Raw genomic sequence first — 15,375 nt, 5'->3', positions numbered from 1 at the left:
GATAAGGCTCGATAATGATGAAAATGGATATCCTGTTGGTGGAGCCAGATGAATGCTCAGCGCGGTCAATACAGGAATGCTTAGTCGAGGCCGGTTATAACGTCATCCACTACCGTTCCGGACGCAGAGCATTACTACAGACAGGAATAAATGTTCGAGATAAAAATAGAGCGAGCATCACTTTAGTCAGTTCTCACCTGTCTGATATGGATATACGTGACTTTGTAGCATGCCACCAAAAACAAAATAAGTCCGCTGCTGTGATTGCGATTGTGGACAAGGACCAAGGGTTACTTGCGGCTGACACCATGCAATCTGGTGCGACGGATTATCTACTTCGACCCTATGAAATCAAGCAATTACTCACCCTTCTTGAGCGTGTGGAAGCACTCGAAAAGCCGATTGAAAATCTGATTGCTTGTTCTTGGCGCAGCAAGCAAGTTTTGCAGCTGGCGCATCGAGCGGCTTGTACCAGTGCCAGTGTTTTAATTACGGGAGAGTCAGGGACAGGGAAAGAAGTATTGGCTCGTTATGTGCACCAACAATCCCCTCGCCATACGGGACCATTTATCGCGGTCAATTGTGCAGCCATTCCTGAGTCGATGCTTGAAGCAGTGTTATTTGGTCATGTCAAGGGCGCTTTTACTGGGGCTTTACACTCACAGAGTGGGAAATTTGAGGAAGCGAACGGAGGCACCATTTTACTGGATGAGATTGGTGAAATGTCCCCTGCGGTTCAGGCGAAATTGCTGCGTGTTTTACAAGAAAAAGAGGTTGAACGAGTTGGCAGTCATAAATCGGTGCAGCTGGATATACGTGTGATTGCTGCAACCAATAAAGACTTAAGGGAAGAGGTAAAGAAAGGTCAATTTCGTGAAGATCTCTATTATCGACTGGATGTTTTGCCGCTTCACTGGCCTGCATTGCGTGAACGTCATGAAGATATTATTCCTCTCAGCGAATTTTTCATTCGCAAGTACAAAGAAACCAGCCACTGCTACTTATCACAAGACGCAATTATGGCACTCAACCACTATCACTGGCCGGGCAATATTCGTGAACTAGAAAATGTGATTCAACGAGCTCTCGTAATGAGGCATGGCGACTACATCACTGCTCATGATTTGATGTTGCCAATGGACTTACCACAATCATCAAACATACCGGAAGTGATGCCAAGTTTTGGGCATGTGGAAGCGAAAAAACAAGCAGAGTTCCAGTTTGTGCTTGAAAAACTCAGGCAGTTTGGCGGAAACCGCACCAAAACAGCAAGCGCGCTAGGCGTCTCTACTCGAGCGCTGCGCTATAAACTCGCAGCAATGCGTGAACATGGAATTGATTTACAGTCGGCAGTGGGTTCGGCAGCTTAAAAGGAGAAAATCGATGGCAAGTCAATCAACTCATTTATTGTCAGCAGAGCAAATGATGCTGAATAAAATGGAAGTAATGCGTTCGCATTTACCAACATCCGAATTTGCCGTGAGCGCAAATCCGATCGATAGAATACACACAGACCGCTTCTCTTCTTTTCCAGCGCTCTCTTTTTCGCAAGCGATGATCAGTGTCATAAACAAGGTGGATAGCCATCAAGTCTCAGCGAGTGAAAAAATGACCGCGGTTGAAACGGGAAAAAGTGATGATCTCGTGGGTGCAATGATTGCAAGCCAAAAAGCGAATCTCTCCTTAACGGCTATGATGCAAGTGAGCAAAAAAGTCATCTCGTCACTTGAAGATATTAGAAAAATGCCGGTGTAATTTATGTCAGAACTCTCTACTCAAGTCGCTGGAAACTCGGTTCTTCAAGCCAATTCAGCCCCGTCGCTTTCTACATCTAGCAGTATGTACGAAGCGACCAATAAATTGAAACAATGGTGGTCAAGCAGCCAAAGAAATTTGGTTCTTTCGGCCGTGTTAGCAGCCGTTATTGCGGCGATTATTGTTGTCGCACTTTGGAGTTCATCTCAGAGCTATCGTCCACTGTACAGCCAGCAAGAACGCTTTGATATCGGAGAAATCATTTCGGTCTTGGAAAATGAAAGTATCAGCTATCGGATGCAGGAACAAAATGGCCAAGTGCTTGTACCTGAAGGTCAAGTGGCTCGTATCCGTATGTTGCTGGCGTCAAAGGGGGTTAAAGCTCAGTTGCCGACAGGATTGGAATCTTTGAAAGAAGACAGTGCGCTGGGTACCAGCCAATTTATGGAAACGGCGCGATATCGTCATGGTCTAGAGGGAGAACTGGTTCGTACTATCATGTCTTTGCATGCAGTGACGAATGCTCGAGTTCACCTTGCGATTCCAAAGCAAACACTCTTTGTTCGACAAAATGCAGAAGCGCCCTCAGCCTCGGTGATGCTGGAACTTACTCCTAGTGAAGATCTTAAATCTGAGCAAGTGGAAGCGATCATTAACTTGGTGGTAGGCAGTGTGACTGGGATGAAACCAGAATTTGTCTCTGTGGTGGATCAATACGGCCGCTTGCTGAGTGCCGATGTGGCTTCGGCAGAGGTTGGTAAGGTCAACGCGAAGTATCTTGATTACCAAAAAACGGTCGAAAAGCAGATCATACAACGTGCTGCAGATATGCTGACCCCTATTGTTGGCCCGAGTAACTTTCGTGTTCAAGTTGCTGCAGATATGAACTTCAGTCAGGTAGAAGAGACTCAAGAAATACTCGATGACGAGCCAGTGGTACGCAACGAGCACAGTATTCAAAATAACTCGGTCGATCAAATAGCATTGGGTGTTCCTGGCTCTCTGAGTAATCAACCACCGGTAACCGGAGAAGAACCTGTTAAGAATAAAGAAAACCAAAACTCAAATTCACGTTCAGAAATTAACCGCCAATATGCGGTGGGCAGCAGTGTGCGCCGAACGCAATATCAACAAGGAAAAATTGAAAAAATCAGCGTGTCTGTATTGCTGAATTCACAATCTGCTCCAGATGGTGTGGCTTGGGGAGAAGCAGAGAAGGCACAGATCGTCACGCTTATTAATGACGCGGTAGGTATTTCTTCAGAACGTGGTGACCGATTGAGTTTGATGACATTTCAATTTACACCCGTTGAAATTGGGGCGCCACCAGTACAACCATGGTGGCAAAATCCAATGGTGCAGCAGCCGTTAAGGTATCTTATTGGTGGGATATTAGGTTTAGCGATGATTTTGTTTGTACTTCGTCCTTTGATCAAACATTTGACAGGAAGCACAGACAAGCAAGATCAGAGTACAGAACTGGAATTCGCACAACTTCAGCAAACTCCTGAGCCTGAAATGAATGATCTTCAAACACGTAAGGAATTGGAATATGAAGAAGATCTCAACCGACGTTTGTCTGAGAAAGGCATCAGCAGTTCTACTGGATTAGACATTAAGAGTGACATGCTTCCACCATCAGATTCGCCATTAGAAATCCAATTGAAACATTTGCAGCTTATAGCAAATGAGGAACCAGAGCGAGTAGCCGAAATTTTAAAACAATGGGTAAACATCAATGAACACAGTACCGTCGATGTCAGCACAAACATTTAGTTATGTAGAAAGAACCGCCCTAGTGCTTCTTGGTATGGGGGAAGAAGCCGCCGCGCAGGTGTTACAACATTTTAGCCGGGCTGAAACACAGCGAGTCACTCGTGCGATGGCCAAGTTGAATGGGATTAAAAGTGATTCTGCTCGAACGGTTATTCAACACTTTTTTGAAGATTTTAGCGAACATAGTGGCATACGTGGGGCTTCCAAGGAATACCTTTCAAACACTTTACGTAAAGCTCTGGGTAACGACTTGGCAAAAGGCTTGCTAAATAGCCTTTATGGCGATGAAATTCGTAATAACATGCAAAGATTGCAATGGGTTGAGACAGATGTGCTAGCGGGTTTTATTAGGCACGAGCACCCTCAAATGCAAGCGATTTTTTTAGCTTATTTACCTGCAGATAGTGCTTCATCAGTATTAAAGTATTTGCCTGAGAGTGATCATGACGAAATCCTGTATCGAATTGCTCAATTGCAAGATATTGATCACCAAGTCGCTATCGATCTGCATGAGTTAGTCGAGCGTTGTATAGAGAAAGTGTCGGCGATACAAAGCACGCCGTTATCAGGTGTCAAACAAGCGGCAGACATTATCAACCGCTTCGAAGGAGACCGAGCGTCATTAATGGAAATGCTCAAACTGCATGATGAAGAAATGGTTCATGAAATTGAAGAGAATATGTTCGATTTCATGGTACTCGGTCGACAGCGAGAAGAAACGATGGATTCGTTGACCCAGCAGATTCCACTCGCATTATGGGCTGTTGCTTTGAAAGGTGCAGATGAAGAGCTGCAAAAAGCCATCAAGCAATCGATGCCTCAACGTATGGTAAAAGCATTGGAAGATGATATGTCACTGAGAGGAGCGATAGCACTCAGTCATGTGCAAAAAGCTCGTCACGATATTATGCAGATGGTTCGAGAGTTGGATGAATCTGGAGAAATTCAGCTCATGCTTTACGAAGAACCTACGGTGGAATAAGCAATGACAAAAAAAGAATTCCTAACATTTTACGTTTGTCACCGGGTACCTATCGTCAGCATCGATTCCCTCCTTTAGCGGAATCTATAATGGGTGATGATATGTTACTAGAAGAGCAGTCTTGGCAAGAAGATAGACAAGGAGACCTTCAACAGCAGCTTGAGGCAGGCTTTCAGCAAGGTCTGCAGCAAGGTCACGATGAGGGCTTACGTCAAGGTCTTGAGCAGGGCAAGCAACTGGGTATGCTCGATGGCCAAAAAGAAGGCTTTCAGAAGGGGTTTATCTCTGGTGAGAAATCAGGAAAGCAGAACTTTATTGAAGCGGCCAAACCAGTACACGAACTTTTTCAACAACTTTCACGCTGGCAAAAAGAAAAAGAACAGCAGCAGCGACATATGATTTGCGAGCTCGTACAAAAGGTAGCTCAACAGGTTGTACGTGCAGAGTTAACGTTAATGCCACAGCAAATACTTGCTTTGGTAGATGAAACATTAGCCGCGATGCCAGGCAAACCGGAGACGGTGACAGTGCAGCTTAATCCTCAAGACTTAGAACGTATTGGTCAAATTAATGCCGATTTACCTGAAGCATGGAAGCTGGTGGCGGATGAAAAGTTGCCTAGTGGAGGGTGTTTATTGATCACTGATGATGCAGAAGCGGATGCAAGCTGTGACTCTCGGTTAGAAGCGTGCATGGACAACGTAAAGCAGCACTTACTGGATGAATCTTTACCGCAACTGAGTAAAGAAAATGAGTGAGGCTGGTTGTGTGGATATTTTAAGCTCACGGTTTAATGGGGCGTTAGCATCACTTGAAGCTATTCCTGTCGCTCGAGTGACAGGGCGTCTTATCAAAGTGAATGGGCTTATGCTGCAAGCCGTCGGTTGCCAGTTTAAACTCGAACAACGCTGCTTGGTTGAAACTGCCGATGGTACCATGATGGAAGCTCAAGTGGTTGGATTTGAGCATGCCATTGCCTACTTAATGCCTATTCGGCGTTTGGGTGAACTGTTTGCTGGTGCAAAAGTGATCCCTATTGATGGGGACAGTACAGTACAACTCAGTACGAGTTGGCTGGGGCGAGTCATTAACGGCTTAGGAGAGCCGATTGATGATGGAGAACCTTTGGCTCAAGGAGAACGAGTGTCTTTACAACCTCACCCCATCAATCCTTTGAAACGACGTCATGTTGATACGCCACTTGATGTTGGAGTCAGAGCGATCAATGGCTTGCTCACTATAGGCAAGGGGCAAAGGGTGGGCCTGATGGCAGGCAGTGGCGTTGGTAAAAGTGTCTTGCTTGGTATGATCACGCAAAATACTGAAGCAGATGTGATCGTTGTCGGGTTGATTGGTGAAAGAGGGCGAGAAGTACGTGAATTTATCGAACGCAATTTGACTTCTGAGGCAAAGAAGAAAGCCATTATTGTTGCAGCACCCGCTGATGAATCTCCGCTTATGAGGCTTCGCGCCACGTTACTTTGTCATCGGATTGCAGAGTATTTTCGTGATCAAGGAAAAGACGTATTACTGCTCATGGATTCGTTAACCCGCTATGCGATGGCACTGCGTGAAGTGGCCTTAGCTTTAGGAGAACCCCCAGCAACACGAGGTTACCCACCTTCGGTTTTTGGTGCATTACCGCAATTGCTAGAGAGAGCAGGAAACAGTGAACATGAAGATGGAAGTTTGACTGCGATTTATACGGTGTTAGCGGAAGGGGATGATCAGCAAGATCCTGTTGTGGATTCAGCTCGAGCTATTTTAGATGGTCATATCGTTTTATCCCGTTCTTTAGCGGAGAAAAATCATTATCCCGCGATTGATATTAATGCATCGATCAGCCGCTGCATGAACGCTTGTATTGAACCAGAGCATAGCCAAGCGGCCAACCTTTTCCGTCAATACTATGCAAATTACTTACAAGTCAAGGACCTGCTGCCACTTGGAGGTTATCAAGCTGGGCAAGATTTAGAGCTAGATAAATCGATTTCACTTTATCCAATAATGAATGCTTACTTAAAACAAGCGGCTAATGAGGCTGTGGCTTTTGCCCCAAGCTGTGATGAGTTAATGCAGATGTTTACAGAATAAAACGGATTGATACTCAAGTAACTTCGGTAACATACTCCCAAAAGTTGTCTCACTGAAACGCAGTATCTTGAGGTTACTTGGGCATACTTAGGAGAAAAATATGGAATCCAAGTTACGAGCAGCAATTCAATTATGGCAATTTGAGGAAATACAATGTGAGAAGATACAACGAGAGTTACAATCGATTCATCAGCGCTATGATGCTCTAACCACTCAACTTGAGCAACTTTCTGTTCTAAGACAAACCACGGTTCAACATATTAATAAAGGAGAGCGTCTTTGTCGTGCTTTGTTACTTAATGCTAACCAGACAAGTGTGATGTTACAAACTACTTTTTCTCATTTCGAACAAGAGAGAAGTATCTTGCAAGCTGAAATTCGGGCCATACAAGATAGATTGTACTATAAAAAAACACGTGTTAAAGGTTTAGAAAATTTGGTTCATCAATGGCGAGACTTGCAGAAAACAACAAAAATTAAACAAGAGCAGCGTGTCGTTGAAGATATTATTAATGCTCGAGTGAGGTTTAACGCTTAATATACCCAAGTAACCTCAAGATACTGTGCTCAGCGAGATGACCTTAAGTCACTTGGATATATTAAGGTATTGAAAGCATTATTTCATTATAAGTGAGTAATAAATCATTAATAGTATTGGTAAATGTGAGTCAAGTTGCAAATTACTATTGTTTTGTCAAGATGACTTGAATACTGTTTATCATATTTTATTATTCTTGCTTCGTGTTGACTTAAAAATAAATGGCTAAATAATGAAATTAATATTGGTACATAGCATACTGGCTTGCTCTCTTTTGATATCTTTTATTTGTCGCGGAGAACTTACCGACGTTTATTGTGCAACGATTGATGGCAATAGCTGGACTTGGTTGTACGATGAAAACGGAGACTACGCCAGAATCGATGGAGAGTGGGGCTTTCATTTGCAGCAGGAAAATAAAGGCTTTGGTTATTTAAGCGTCAGCTTTGATGATTATAAGAGTGTGCAATCCCAATGTGAAGATAAAGGTATGGTCGCGCACCCCGGAGACAATCGCTATAGCTCTTGGTACGTGTTTCAGGTCAAGATGCCGAGTGGACATTCAGCATTTACTCAAGGGGTCTATTCGGTCATAGTCCCCATTGATTTCCACCTTTAATGCTGGCGTATTCACTAGAATGAATAAGACGTTAACGATTTTTTGGTTGAGCGGTTTTTTACTCATGCCCATTCTAGGTTTTGCGGAATCTGCCAACGTATATTGCGCAACCACCGATGGCAAACATTGGGAGTGGCTACAAGATACTGATGGGGAATTTGCGAGTGCAACAGGAGAATGGGGATTTTACAGAGCTTCTGGTTGGCAGGGTTTTTATTATTTTACATTGAGTCTCGAAGATTATCTAAAACTACAATCTCAGTGTGAACTGAAAGGCATGGTCGCTCATCCAGGAAACAAACAAGTGAGCCACTGGTATATTTATCAAATCCAAATGCCAAATGGGAATAAGATGTTTGCTCCTGGTCATTACTCACTTTTAATACATACTGGTCTTTATCTTTAATATCTATACCAAAGTAACCTCAAGACACTATGTTCAGCGAGACGGCCTTAGGGTTTTATGACCTCGCTATGAATTAAGCATCTTGAGGTCACTTGGGTATATGAGGTCCTGCTTTTATAAAAGTCAAGCCTTGACTCGACTCCTTAAAGAACAAGCGCTACGTCTTAGATAAGTGAGCATTCCCCCCATCAAAAGCCAGAAAACATGGATAGCTCCACCGCTGGTAGAGCTGGTAATACTTTCAGGCGGAGAGCCATTGGTTTCTTCTGGTTGAAAGCCATTATCACCATTGCTGTAATATGTCTCCGTTGCAGCAAGTTGAGCATCATATTGAGTCTTTTCTCCAGAACTGGTGTGGGCTTCGATCCATGTTGTGTAGTTCAATACTTCTGTAAATACACTAGGAACACGTGGGGACTCACAAATCGATGAGCCATAACTGATAATGCCGATTTGCTGATATTGACTACTACTGTCTTGATAGGTCAAAGGCCCACCTGAATCACCACTACAAATACCAGTGTATGCCTGATTCGTCACTCCCGTTGCGCACAGCGATTCCTGAGTATTAAAGTCAGAGATCATACTGGAGCATTGAGTGTCTGTTAGTGGTTCGACTTCTGCCCAGAGTAACCGTGATGGTTCATTTGTATTCGATGTTGAGGTCTGTCCTAGACCAAATATTTGATAAACAGCCTCGTTGCTATAGTCGCCAAAGTCTTGTGGTAAAGTGATGGACTGAACGTTATCAGTGATGGGATGGCTCAGTTCAATGAGAGCGATATCGTTTATCCACAAATTTGTTTCATCGTAATCCGGATGCACTATAAATGAACGAACATCTTTAAACTCTTCAAGATAAACATCATTCATGGTTGGATTTTTTACTAGAATACGTAAGTCATCGATCGTCCAACCATCAGTAAAAACGTCATCTCCTAGACAATGGGCGGCCGTCATGATGTAACGGTCATTAATGATTGAAGCACCACATAAGTTATTGAATTGCGCTTCTCCAGTACGATGCAAAATCACTCTTGCGAAAAAAGGTGGCTGGGTTAGAGGGGCGGGTTTACCTCCGATAATGTATGCGGTTAATTCAGAAGACTCGCCTTGTTCTGAGCTGAGTGTGGTAAAGCTGACTAGTAGTGACAAACCCATGAAGGCAGAATATAACCTCATTACATCATCCTTGATTCTGTTATCTTACCTTAATTTTAGACCACATTAATTTATTGTGTATCTAGTCGATATGAATTTAACCCACATGAATGCGAGTTGGAGACAACTTATACCCCAAGTGACTTCGCTCTGAATCAAGCACCTTGAGGTCACTTGGGTATATATTTAGTTTCTGATTTACTTCTTGCTTCTATCGAAGTAACCTCAAAATGCCTGATCAAGTAGCATTGCTTTGAATCGAGCACCTGAGTTCACACGGGGATAACCTCATCGTAAAAAGAAGGAATGATATGTTACGTTGTCTATTTATCGGTTCACTTGTGGCCTTCAGTACCTCTGCTAAAGTACAAGAAGATATTGACTTAAAAGGGAATATGAAGGAAATGAAATTAGAGTTTCATCATGCAGCTCAAGCCTCCGATGTTGACTCGATGTTACAGTCTATCATTCACATGCAGAGCTTGGTTGAACAGTCAAAGAAAGGGAAGTTCCCACCTGAAAAAGCAGACACTTATCATCAAGGTTTTGATAAGCTTTCCCTGACACTAGAGCAGATAAAATATGACTTAGAAAGTGGCGACTTTACTAAAGCAAAGCAAGGATTACATGTCATCGATGGCTTACGCCAAGAATATCATGATAAGCGCAGCCCTAGTATTTGGAGTAAGATTTTTGGCTAATAACAATAATATACTCAATTAGCCGCAAGATGCTTAATTAAGAGCACCTTGTGATTAATGGGGTATAGATAAACATAATTAATTTTCTTGGTAATAATCCAATCGAAGTATTTAATAACGCTTACTATCAGTATAGCGTTATTAAATCGTATTTCATTTGTGATAAATAAATAAATATGAATAAGAAAAAATATGCGTTTGAGCTAAAAAAAAACAAATTCAACAATCCTCATCTTGTTAAGTTAATGTAAAGTAAATATTATCTATTTGTTTTGCCAAATGGGTGTTTTTGTGAGGGGACCAATGATAAAAAGAATTATATTATGTTGCTTATTATTTGTTGTGACTAAATCAGCTTGGTGTGAAAGCATCTTTATAAAAAATGGGCTATCAGAATCAGGTGACCAAGCCGAATATATGGATGTCTTCTATGCAATAAACAATGGTCCTTGGATACCAGTAGGTAAGCTTGATATGTCCAACTCTAATTCGTTATCTGATCTTATCGAATACAAGAAAGATGAGCGTATAAAGTTTAAAGTGGTCACAGCCGATAAGCGGTTTGTTACAAAAGACTTATTAATGCCTCATTTTGATATCGAACAGCCACATATGGTCGAAATTAAAGGAACGACATTACCTGAAGAAGTACATATTCCTTTTGACAGTGTTTTTGGCAGAGGAATATATAAACGTCCCTTCACAACAGATTCTGGGCGTCAATATCAGGCTGCAATATGTGGAGGTACGGCGGTTATTATCGCATGTGCTGTGGGTAATTATGGTGAGCTGGTGATGCAATTTGCAGGGCTGACTACCACTCCGGTATTCGCGGGCTCCTCTTACATAAATGAAACCTTTTTTGACCAACTAGAAAAAGGTAAACAAGTTGAATTACTTGATAATAAAGGTCAATACTTCAGTGGTATTTTCTACCATGAAGTGAAAGTATGGGATCGAGATAAAGGTGAAATCTTTGATCTTAAAGCAGGTGGCGTTGGGATGGGGTTTGGTGAAGCTGTCTCAATAAAATTCACACGTTGGTAAACACTAATTAAGAGAACCGAAATGAAAAGATTATTTTTATCGCTAAACATACTATTTTTATCATTCCTTGTATTACCAGTAGCACAGGCGTTCGAAGACTCAGAGCTGCCTCTTTTGCATCAACAGCTCTTAGGAGCCTGGAATTTAGTACTGATCAATGATCAACCGCCAATGTATCAATCTAGCCTTCATATTACTCAAGATAATATCTTTGGTAATACAGGTTGTAATAATTTCTTTTCTTCTATTGGTTGGTTAGACCAAGGTTTTTGGGAAATTTCTTCAGTGCTCACTACGAGAAAAGGCTGTATGGGTTCTGACCTTCAAATGCAGGAGAGCAATGTCTTAGATACTTTGGTGACAAAAGCACGAATCGAATTTGATGAAGCTTCAGAACTATTGACGGTAGAGATTGATGATCACTCGCTGACTTATCAAAAGGAGTCCTAGTTTCGATATCAATGACGTGCTTTGGATACTCTGTGCCATTTTTGGTATAGAGCCCTTGATGTTATAGAGTATCTTCATAGTATAGAGCATCAAAACCTTACTCAATCAGAACGGTTTTACATTGTAAATCGTTCTTTCCTATCAGCTCCCTGAGCGAGTTACTCCACCTCTCTGCCCGTCTTGAATTCGACTCAGTGACCTCGCTCTGAATCAAGCATCTTGAGGTCACTTGTGTATACCCAAGTAACCTCAAGATGCTGCGTTCAGCGAGATGACCTTAGCTCTCAGGCGCGGCAACGATTCGAAGATATAGTGGCTCTACATTGAGAATCGTTAACAAAGTCTGAGAGTTAAGGCCGCTCGCCCTTTGGGAGCGTGTCACTGAGCCGACTTCTTGCGTCAGACAACTTGGAAAGAGTCGGCTATTCCGCTTCGTTGTCTTCCTTGAATTCGACTCAGTGACCTCGCTCTGAATCAAGCATCTTGAGGTCACTTGGGTATAAATGCCGCGATTACTATTTTTTATTGTGTCGACAAATTAATATCATCAAAGCCCATTGAGGATTTAGCTATAGTAGAAGCAAAATGTCATAGGGAAAATAAAATGAACTTGGTTGTACATTTAAAAAAGCAAATTGTCAAAAAGCATGGCTACGAATGGGCGACTCGCCAAGCATGGAAATGTGGCATAAAAGCGAACCTTATCAAGCGTGTCATTGGTGTATTTAAAGGACAGATTGTCAGTATTGTGGAGGGCTGTCGCGCAGAATTATCGACCTCGTTGAATAACCCATTGCATGATGATGAGAAACAAGGTCGCTATGTATTTGTTGGTGGTGTTAAATGGGAGCCTAACAACCTCATTGCACCGGGTTTTCCGGACTTTATGTTTATGCATTTACGTAATCTGAGTTGTCGGCATAAATATATGACGGATGATGAACTATTTTTGAACTTAGCATAAGAAAATGCTGGAAATCAATCTGGGCGTGTGAACCCAGATTGGTGTCAGTTTATGGCATCAGTAGTGCAGGTCAAAATAAAGGGTCATGAGAAGCCTTTACTCATCGGTCACTTTTTTTAAGTTGTAAAATGAAGCAAGCGCACCGGTTATTTTTGCGCCATTTCTATCGAGCTTAATTAAGCGATTCTCAGCTACAAAGTATTGATTTGGAGCTGGTTCATTATCCAATGTTATGGTGTTACCTAATTTATTCCAAGTAAATCTTCCATGAGAACTGAGAGTACCCACGTCTTTACCTTCATAGACTTGTTTAAGCAGATAGTAGCCATCTTTATCAATGGCTAACGATGTCTGGATAGCTGAGCAATCTGCACAAGGAAGTGCTCCTATGTATATACCACTCCAATCTAGAGAATGTCGGGCACTGTGAGCAGGGTCTGCAAAAGTATCTGTGGTGATCACTTGTAAATGCTTGATAGGTGTTGCGGGCTCTGCACTTCCTAGAGTATTACTAGGCAATTGATTTACTTCTGCTTTTTTATCTTGTTCATTTTGGCAGCCTGCGAGCGTAAAAAAGGCAAAAACCAATGCTAAATATGTTTTTTTCATTCTATTCCTTGATTGTGGTAAACCTATACCAGATTGTATATTTTAAAACACTTTTATTTGAGCAAAAAGCTTGGATAAAGTTCCCATAATGTACACATTAGTATGCTGAGTACATTTAAGGGGCTTAAGCGATATAATCTTAATGTGGCTAGATGGATAAACGAGTCATTAAAATGCAATTGATTGCTATGAAACTGTTATTATTCTTTATCTATGTTAAATCAATGTGGGGTCATGTATTTAGGCAGGTTTCTGAGGGGATAAAGTATCGATTTCATAAATGTGTTATCGAGACATTTCTCTTAGATTGGCAGACTCTACCCAAGTGTTTTGTGAACACTTGGGCAGTTTATTATTTATGTCATTCCAATCTACAGCTTGAAGCGGCTGACTTCTTGTTCTAACTCACGTGAGAGATCCGATAGTTTTGATGCTTGTTCTGAGGCTTGTTGTGCTCCAGAAGACAATTTATGAGAGACTTCGCTGATGCCTTCAGTATTACGCGTGATTTCTTGAGTCACGGAAGCTTGTTCTTCCGCAGCAGAGGCAATCTGTGTCGCCATATCGTTGATCTTTTCAATTGCCGTGTGAATTTCCGTTAAGCTTAAAGCAGCTTCATTGGCGTCGTTTACGCTCGAATTAGCAAGCTGTTGGCTGTCATTCATTATCGACACCGCTTTCTTGGTTGTATCTTGCAGTAATTCTATGGTTTCTTGTATTTCTGTTGTCGAAGCATGAGTTCGTTGACTTAAAACCCTGACCTCATCGGCAACAACGGCAAAACCTCTGCCTTGCTCGCCAGCTCGTGCCGCTTCAATGGCAGCATTGAGGGCCAATAAGTTGGTTTGTTCTGCAATACCTTGAATCGTCGACAGTATGGTATTGATGCTTTGGCTGTGAAGTTCCAGTTCTTGAATAATGTTTGTGGCAACTTGGACTTCTTGCGCAAGGTTGTTAATGGACTCTTGAGTTGCGACTACCTGATTAGAGCTCGCCGAGCAGGCTTGGACTGCATTTTCAGAATTACCCGCACTTTTTTCTGCGTTATTTGCAATTTCTTGTGTAGCCACCGCCATTTCGTTAATCGCAGTCGCCACCATGTTGATTTCGTCTTGCTGACTATTAATTTGTTGATTATTAATATCAGACTGTTGAGCCATGGTATGTGCTTGTTCAGAAAGTGCGTTAGAGACGCTCCCTAACTTGGTGATCATGGCATGCATATTATCAACGAAGCGATTAAAGTTTTTTGCTAATTTGCCCACTTCGTCGTCACAACGCGGTGTTAAACGCATGGTCAAGTCGCCGTTACCAGAGGCGATCTCTTCTAAAGCTTTGGAAACAAGATTCAAATCTTTTAATAGCGTTTTAACCAGTAAAGAGAGGGCAGCAACAGCTGCAATCACGATGAGCACGGCAATAAAAATTAATTGCTGTAATAAGACGGCATGATTTGCTTCTTCAGTTGCACGATCCATCTCAATTGCAAACATCCAATGTGTACCTTCAATCTGGCGGAAGAAATACAGTTTCTCTTCACCATTATCTGTCGAAGCTATTTCAATATTTTTCGTTTTGGCAGACTCTTTGATGAAAGCCGAAGAAAACTCAGGGGAAAGCTCGGTTGTCGGTTTGAGTATAAGGTCCCTGTTATGATGTGCCAAGATAGTATCATTACTCATGTCTATGAGCATTGCATGGGCGTTTTCACCAACATTAAACCCTGCGATATCAGAGATAAGCTGCTCAATTGATACATCTGCCGCTATTACACCAACAAACTTACCATTTTTTTGAACTGGCTTAGTAAGCGTAATTAACAGCGTATTCGTACTTACATCTTTATAAGCCGAGGTAACTGTTGATTTATTATCTTGTTCAGTTTCTAAATACCAAGGCCTTGTACGAGGATCAACATCTAATATTTCACTATCAATTGCACTGAGAAATTGCCCATCACTACTGCCTAGATATAGATCGAAAAAACGGCCAGCATTTTTACCTTGTGAAAGTGAATGAATGAGTTCTGTTTTCGGCTTGTTAATATCAATAGAAGCAATAATATCTTTGCGTACAGACATCCAATCTGTAAGCGCTTCTGTGGCGATATTGCTTGAACTTTGCGCTCTTGAATAAATACCGCTACGTGTTTCTTCAAATAATTTGTTGGCGGAAAGGTAAGTGAGCGCCGCTCCCATAATAGTAATCGCAGTAAAGGAAGCTAAAGATATCTTTGTTTTTAAAGATAAGTTTTTTAAGGAATTTATCATGTG

Annotated in this window: 16 protein-coding genes; 13 read left to right on the top strand and 3 right to left on the bottom strand. The window is 42.0% G+C overall.

Annotated elements, in window-relative coordinates:
• Positions 1 to 14: 14 nt before the first annotated feature.
• From BS333_RS20015 to BS333_RS19975, 9 genes are all read left to right on the top strand, one after another.
• Positions 15 to 1,370, top strand: coding sequence for a sigma-54 dependent transcriptional regulator (locus tag BS333_RS20015; RefSeq protein ID WP_021709796.1), 1,356 nt, complete (start codon positions 15 to 17; stop codon positions 1,368 to 1,370).
• A gap of 13 nt (positions 1,371 to 1,383) precedes the next feature.
• Complete coding sequence (gene fliE, locus BS333_RS20010) at positions 1,384 to 1,755, top strand: flagellar hook-basal body complex protein FliE (RefSeq protein WP_021709797.1); 372 nt, start codon at positions 1,384 to 1,386, stop codon at positions 1,753 to 1,755.
• Between the two features lie 3 nt (positions 1,756 to 1,758).
• Positions 1,759 to 3,531, top strand: coding sequence for a flagellar basal-body MS-ring/collar protein FliF (gene fliF, locus BS333_RS20005; RefSeq protein WP_021709798.1), 1,773 nt, complete (start codon positions 1,759 to 1,761; stop codon positions 3,529 to 3,531).
• The gene (locus BS333_RS20000) at positions 3,494 to 4,513 is read left to right on the top strand and encodes a flagellar motor switch protein FliG (protein ID WP_033003733.1); all 1,020 of its coding nucleotides are present in this window, start codon (positions 3,494 to 3,496) and stop codon (positions 4,511 to 4,513) included. Before fliF ends, BS333_RS20000 begins: the two co-directional genes overlap by 38 nt.
• A gap of 17 nt (positions 4,514 to 4,530) precedes the next feature.
• Positions 4,531 to 5,271: a flagellar assembly protein FliH gene (gene fliH, locus BS333_RS19995; RefSeq protein ID WP_418369080.1), complete on the top strand. Its 741-nt coding sequence runs from the start codon at positions 4,531 to 4,533 to the stop codon at positions 5,269 to 5,271.
• The gene (locus BS333_RS19990) at positions 5,264 to 6,607 is read left to right on the top strand and encodes a FliI/YscN family ATPase (RefSeq protein WP_021709801.1); all 1,344 of its coding nucleotides are present in this window, start codon (positions 5,264 to 5,266) and stop codon (positions 6,605 to 6,607) included. Before fliH ends, BS333_RS19990 begins: the two co-directional genes overlap by 8 nt.
• Positions 6,608 to 6,707: 100 nt before the next feature.
• Positions 6,708 to 7,145 carry a hypothetical protein gene (locus BS333_RS19985; RefSeq protein ID WP_021709802.1) on the top strand — a complete coding sequence of 146 codons (438 nt, stop codon included), beginning with the start codon at positions 6,708 to 6,710 and terminating at the stop codon, positions 7,143 to 7,145.
• A gap of 232 nt (positions 7,146 to 7,377) precedes the next feature.
• Positions 7,378 to 7,764 (top strand): hypothetical protein, encoded by a 387-nt coding sequence (locus tag BS333_RS19980; RefSeq protein WP_033003735.1) that lies wholly within the window; start codon positions 7,378 to 7,380, stop codon positions 7,762 to 7,764.
• Between the two features lie 19 nt (positions 7,765 to 7,783).
• Positions 7,784 to 8,170 (top strand): hypothetical protein, encoded by a 387-nt coding sequence (locus tag BS333_RS19975; RefSeq protein ID WP_050568040.1) that lies wholly within the window; start codon positions 7,784 to 7,786, stop codon positions 8,168 to 8,170.
• 123 nt (positions 8,171 to 8,293) lie between these two features.
• Here BS333_RS19975 and BS333_RS19970 read toward each other — a convergent pair whose 3' ends face one another.
• Entirely contained in the window at positions 8,294 to 9,352 is a 1,059-nt protein-coding gene (locus BS333_RS19970; RefSeq protein WP_021709805.1) for a S1 family peptidase, read from the bottom strand.
• Positions 9,353 to 9,642: 290 nt separating this feature from the next.
• On the opposite strand from BS333_RS19970, the gene BS333_RS19965 reads away from it, so the two are divergent.
• The 4 genes from BS333_RS19965 to BS333_RS19945 all read left to right on the top strand — a co-directional run bounded on the left by BS333_RS19965 (position 9,643) and on the right by BS333_RS19945 (position 12,493).
• Positions 9,643 to 10,032, top strand: coding sequence for a cytochrome b562 (locus BS333_RS19965; RefSeq protein ID WP_021709806.1), 390 nt, complete (start codon positions 9,643 to 9,645; stop codon positions 10,030 to 10,032).
• 303 nt (positions 10,033 to 10,335) lie between these two features.
• Positions 10,336 to 11,079, top strand: coding sequence for a hypothetical protein (locus tag BS333_RS19960; RefSeq protein ID WP_021709807.1), 744 nt, complete (start codon positions 10,336 to 10,338; stop codon positions 11,077 to 11,079).
• A gap of 21 nt (positions 11,080 to 11,100) precedes the next feature.
• Positions 11,101 to 11,529 carry an META domain-containing protein gene (locus tag BS333_RS19955; protein ID WP_021709808.1) on the top strand — a complete coding sequence of 143 codons (429 nt, stop codon included), beginning with the start codon at positions 11,101 to 11,103 and terminating at the stop codon, positions 11,527 to 11,529.
• A 604-nt stretch (positions 11,530 to 12,133) separates the two neighbouring features.
• A complete protein-coding gene (locus tag BS333_RS19945; RefSeq protein WP_021710754.1) occupies positions 12,134 to 12,493 on the top strand; it encodes a hypothetical protein in 360 nt (119 codons plus the stop codon).
• Positions 12,494 to 12,589: 96 nt separating this feature from the next.
• Here the strand turns inward: BS333_RS19945 and BS333_RS19940 are convergent, their stop codons facing one another.
• Complete coding sequence (locus BS333_RS19940; RefSeq protein WP_021710755.1) at positions 12,590 to 13,102, bottom strand: copper resistance protein NlpE; 513 nt, start codon at positions 13,100 to 13,102, stop codon at positions 12,590 to 12,592.
• 371 nt (positions 13,103 to 13,473) lie between these two features.
• A complete protein-coding gene (locus BS333_RS19935; protein WP_021710756.1) occupies positions 13,474 to 15,372 on the bottom strand; it encodes a methyl-accepting chemotaxis protein in 1,899 nt (632 codons plus the stop codon).
• Between the last annotated feature and the right edge of the window lie 3 nt (positions 15,373 to 15,375).

This window comes from Vibrio azureus, from assembly GCF_002849855.1.
GTDB lineage: Bacteria > Pseudomonadota > Gammaproteobacteria > Enterobacterales > Vibrionaceae > Vibrio > Vibrio azureus.
Note: the sequence above shows the minus strand (reverse complement) of the source record. Positions and strands in the feature narration are given on the sequence as shown.

Bases quoted from the DNA above. Each gene is read 5' to 3' on its own strand.
- BS333_RS20015 (WP_021709796.1), top strand. From the start codon at position 15: ATGATGAAAATGGATATCCTGTTGGTGGAGCCAGATGAATGCTCAGCG.
- fliE (WP_021709797.1), top strand. From the start codon at position 1,384: ATGGCAAGTCAATCAACTCATTTATTGTCAGCAGAGCAAATGATGCTG.
- fliF (WP_021709798.1), top strand. From the start codon at position 1,759: ATGTCAGAACTCTCTACTCAAGTCGCTGGAAACTCGGTTCTTCAAGCC.
- BS333_RS20000 (WP_033003733.1), top strand. From the start codon at position 3,494: ATGAACACAGTACCGTCGATGTCAGCACAAACATTTAGTTATGTAGAA.
- BS333_RS19990 (WP_021709801.1), top strand. From the start codon at position 5,264: ATGAGTGAGGCTGGTTGTGTGGATATTTTAAGCTCACGGTTTAATGGG.
- BS333_RS19985 (WP_021709802.1), top strand. From the start codon at position 6,708: ATGGAATCCAAGTTACGAGCAGCAATTCAATTATGGCAATTTGAGGAA.
- BS333_RS19980 (WP_033003735.1), top strand. From the start codon at position 7,378: ATGAAATTAATATTGGTACATAGCATACTGGCTTGCTCTCTTTTGATA.
- BS333_RS19975 (WP_050568040.1), top strand. From the start codon at position 7,784: ATGAATAAGACGTTAACGATTTTTTGGTTGAGCGGTTTTTTACTCATG.
- BS333_RS19970 (WP_021709805.1), bottom strand. From the start codon at position 9,352: ATGAGGTTATATTCTGCCTTCATGGGTTTGTCACTACTAGTCAGCTTT.
- BS333_RS19965 (WP_021709806.1), top strand. From the start codon at position 9,643: ATGTTACGTTGTCTATTTATCGGTTCACTTGTGGCCTTCAGTACCTCT.
- BS333_RS19960 (WP_021709807.1), top strand. From the start codon at position 10,336: ATGATAAAAAGAATTATATTATGTTGCTTATTATTTGTTGTGACTAAA.
- BS333_RS19955 (WP_021709808.1), top strand. From the start codon at position 11,101: ATGAAAAGATTATTTTTATCGCTAAACATACTATTTTTATCATTCCTT.
- BS333_RS19945 (WP_021710754.1), top strand. From the start codon at position 12,134: ATGAACTTGGTTGTACATTTAAAAAAGCAAATTGTCAAAAAGCATGGC.
- BS333_RS19940 (WP_021710755.1), bottom strand. From the start codon at position 13,102: ATGAAAAAAACATATTTAGCATTGGTTTTTGCCTTTTTTACGCTCGCA.
- BS333_RS19935 (WP_021710756.1), bottom strand. From the start codon at position 15,372: ATGATAAATTCCTTAAAAAACTTATCTTTAAAAACAAAGATATCTTTA.